The 4,073-nt window shown below is 28.7% G+C and carries 4 protein-coding genes; all 4 read right to left on the bottom strand.

Annotated elements, in window-relative coordinates; all coding sequences use genetic code 11:
• A partial coding sequence (locus VK998_RS11315) for an exonuclease domain-containing protein (protein WP_325228376.1) occupies window positions 1-1,499 on the bottom strand: 1,499 nt, incomplete at its 3' end.
• A gap of 104 nt (window positions 1,500-1,603) precedes the next feature.
• Window positions 1,604-2,653: a flavodoxin-dependent (E)-4-hydroxy-3-methylbut-2-enyl-diphosphate synthase gene (gene ispG, locus VK998_RS11320; RefSeq protein ID WP_325228378.1), complete on the bottom strand. Its 1,050-nt coding sequence runs from the start codon at window positions 2,651-2,653 to the stop codon at window positions 1,604-1,606.
• A 4-nt stretch (window positions 2,654-2,657) separates the two neighbouring features.
• Window positions 2,658-3,671 carry an RIP metalloprotease RseP gene (gene rseP / locus VK998_RS11325; RefSeq protein ID WP_325228381.1) on the bottom strand — a complete coding sequence of 338 codons (1,014 nt, stop codon included), beginning with the start codon at window positions 3,669-3,671 and terminating at the stop codon, window positions 2,658-2,660.
• 22 nt (window positions 3,672-3,693) lie between these two features.
• On the bottom strand, window positions 3,694-4,073 hold a 380-nt coding region (locus tag VK998_RS11330), incomplete at its 5' end, for a phosphatidate cytidylyltransferase (RefSeq protein WP_325228383.1).

Genomic DNA, 4,073 nt, shown 5'->3' on the forward strand with positions numbered 1-4,073 from the left:
GCATTATGAGCAACCAATACAGCTCCATCTATAAACCTTTCAAAATCTGGTAATACTTCGTCAATAGTTGGCTTATCTTTTACCATCTCATCTGTAATTCCTGTTATCTTAATTATTCTATTTGGAATTGGCCTTTCTGGGTTAATTAATTGACTAAACTCATCTACAATTTTGCCGTTTACTATCTTAATAGCACCTATTTCAGTAATCATATCATTTTTAGGAGAGAGGCCTGTAGTTTCTATATCAAAGACTACGAAGGTATTATATTCTTTTTTTACATCATAGTTATAAACAATTGGTTTTTTGTCATTAACAAGATAGCCTTCTACTCCATATAAAACTTTAAGACCTAGTTCTTTGCTTGCTTCCATAGCTTCTGGAAAACCTTGAACTACACCGTGATCAGTAATTGCTATAGCGGTATGACCCCATTTTTTAGCTCTATGAGCTAATTTTTTAAAATTATTCAAACCATCCATAGAACTCATTTGTGTATGTAAATGTAGTTCCACACGTTTTTTTTGTGTTAAATCCAGTCTTTCTTTTTTTTCTAACAAATTTAAGGATTTAAGCATCAACACTAGATATTTAGAATAGTTATCAAAGATAATATCCCCTTCTACTTTTACATATAAACCGTCATATACATTTGTTTTAAATTCTTTAAATTGTTTTTCAGTTAAAAACACCTTTACAGTTATGGAATCCGTTAAATCTGTTATATTAAAAATTACTAATTTTTTGTTGCCTCTTATATCTCTTACTTCCATTTGAAAAACATCCCCTGCGAGTATAGCAGAGCCAGTATTAAGATTTATATCTTTTATATCCATAGGTTGCTCATTAATTTTTTTACCATAAATATAACTTTTATTAGAAATTGATTTTTTATTATTTTTCTTTTCTTTGTTTTTATTTATATTTCCATTATTATTTAAAGTTTCTATGGATATCTTTTTTTCTTCATCAATTGTTTTTTCAATAATTTCATTATCATTATTTTTAATTTTAGAATCATCTATAATTACATTGACATTTTTATTAAGTTCATTTTTTATTTTATTTTTTATTTTTTCGGCAATTTTATTATTGATTAAAGCATAATTTATCACATCATTTATCGCAAAAATCATAAAAACATCTTTATTTACTTCATATTCTAAATATTCAATCCAAGAATGGCTAGAAGGTATTTCTTTTTCAATACAATATAATATATTTTCCCAATAATCATTCATTATTTTGATTAAATCATCTACAATATCATATCTTATACTTATAGAAACTTTTAAACCATCAAATTTATCTTTTAAAACATTAGCTATTTCAGAAAAATTTTTCTCTGATATAATTTTAGCTGATTTTAAAATAATATTTACTAGATTTTGATTGGGGTTTAATTTTACTTTTTCAATAAATAACGAATCTAAATTCCCTTCAATTGAAATATGATTTCTTTTAAGTAATTCAACCAATTGTATTTTAGAGTTATTCATTCTTTGCTATTGCCCCCTTTAACTACTTTATGATACCTTTAATTATACTATGTTATACTTCCAAGGGAGTTAAGTATCTTGTTTATCATCTTATATAAAAACAATTAAAGGTTTTTAATTTCTTTTATTAATTCATCAAGTAAAAATTCTTCATCTATTTTTTTAAAAACTTTTCCCTTTTTAAAAATCAATCCTTCTCCTTGTCCTCCTGCAATTCCAATATCAGCCTCTTTTGCCTCTCCTGGTCCATTGACAGGGCAACCCATAATAGCAACCTTTAATGGTTTCTTTATATCTTTTAATTTTTTTTCAGCTTCCTCCACTAATTTAATTAGATCTATTTTAGTTCTTCCACAAGTAGGACAAGAGATTATTTCTACGCCTTCCTGTAATAAGTCTAAAGATTTCAAAATTTCTCGACCTACCTTAACTTCTTCTATAGGGTTTCCAGTTAAAGAAATTCGTATTGTATCTCCAATTCCCATTGAAAGAAGGCTACCTATTCCGACGGCAGATTTTATTGTACCCCTCCAAATAGGTCCTGCTTCAGTTACTCCAAGATGGAGAGGATAGTCTACTATTTGCGATATCTTTTCATAAGTTTCTATAGTAAGAAACACATTACTTGCTTTTAAAGAAATCTTTATTTCATTATAGCCCATATCTTCTACCAATTTTATATGTTCAAGAGCACTTTCTACCATAGAATTTGCGTTAACTCCATTATATTTTTCTAAGTATTCTTTTTTTATTGAACCAGAATTAACTCCTATCCTTATCGGAACCTTTCGTTCTTTGCAAATATTAATAACTTCTCTAACTTTATTTTCTGAGCCAATATTTCCAGGATTTATTCTTAAACAATCTGCACCGTTTTCTACAGCTGCAATTGCTAATTTATAATCATATTGAATATCCGCTATAAAGGGAATGTTAATATTCTTCTTTATTTCTTCAATAGCTTTAGCATCTTCCAAATCTGTAACAGCTGAACGAATTATATGACAACCAACCTCTTCTAATTCTTTGATTTGCTTTATTGTTGATTGGATATCTTTAGTTAAAGTGGTTGTCATTGATTGCACTGTTATTGGGCTATCTCCACCAACGGGTACATTGCCAACCATAATTTTTTTAGTTTTTCTTCTATTCATAAAATCACCTTCTAAATATATTAAATCTAATTATATCTGAATAAGTAACAGTTAACATAAGTAAAATTAGTAAAACAAATCCAACAAAATGTATAAACCCTTCTTTTTCAGGATCTATAGCTTTACCTCTTATAATTTCAAGAGACAAGAATACAACTCTGCTGCCATCTAAAGCAGGTAACGGAAGTAAATTGAAAAATCCCAAGTTGACACTGATAAAGCCCATCAAATATAATAGATTTGTAAATCCATATTTTGCTGCTTCTCCAATGGTATAAATTACACCTACAGGTCCTGATAAATCTTTAGTACTAACTTTACCTCTAAATAACATCTTAATAAAGTCAAACATCAATAAAAGCATTGAACCTGTTTTTTGTAAACCTCCTTTAATAGCGGCAAGAAAGGATTTTTCCGAAACAGGAACTATACCTATTATTACCCTATCATCATTACTAATTTGTGGTTTTAAAGTATAATTAAAAGTCTCTCCATCACGTAAAATAGCGACATTCATATCTTCATTAGGATCAGAATTATTGATTTCATTAATTATAGAATCCCAATCTTTTATCTGTACATCATTAATATTTATAATTTTATCTCCATTTTTCAATCCAACACTTTCAGCAGGAGAACCCTCTATAGTTTCTAATATAGTAGTTGTAGGCATTCCTACATTGAAAGAAACTATTGAAAGAACAATTATAGCTAATATGAAATTCATAGTTGCACCAGCTACAACTACTGCTATCCTTGATATAGCAGGAACTTTACTAAAACTCCGGGGATCATTGGAGTTTTCATCTTCTCCTTCCATACTTACATATCCACCAATAGGCAAAGCTCTAATGCTATATTTAGTTTCCCCTTTTTCTTTTTGAAAAACCTTAGGCCCCATACCTATTGAGAACTCATTTACCTTTATACCGACTGCCTTCGCTATGACAAAGTGACCAAACTCATGAAAAAGTATTACCATTAGAAAAACAAAAATCGCCGCTACTGCTGTTAGCATTTATATCACCACCTATTTTACATTATAAAAAAAAGTTAACAAAATAATAGACAAAAGGAGCTGTAAATAATATACTATCAAATCTATCTAGTATTCCACCATGACCTGGCATAATAAAACCATAATCCTTTATTCCAGTAACTCTTTTTATTTTGGAAGCATTTAAATCTCCAAGTTGTGCTATAATTGAGCCTAGAAATGCAAGTAAAAAAAATTTCCATATTGGGAAAAGCCCATAATATTTTACAAAGATCAAAGTCAATATAATAGAACCTATTATTCCACCTATAGAACCTTCTACAGTTTTTTTAGGGCTTAGTTTAGGACATAATTTGTTTTTACCAAATAAACTACCAGTTAGATAAGCAAAAGTATCTGTGCCCCATGCAATTATAAAAATCA

Source organism: Schnuerera sp., from assembly GCF_035459645.1.
Classification (GTDB): Bacteria; Bacillota; Clostridia; order Tissierellales; family Tepidimicrobiaceae; genus Schnuerera.

Excerpts from the sequence above, each read along its gene's own strand:
- ispG (WP_325228378.1), bottom strand. The coding sequence starts at position 2,653 with ATGAATAGAAGAAAAACTAAAAAAATTATGGTTGGCAATGTACCCGTT.
- rseP (WP_325228381.1), bottom strand. The coding sequence starts at position 3,671 with ATGCTAACAGCAGTAGCGGCGATTTTTGTTTTTCTAATGGTAATACTT.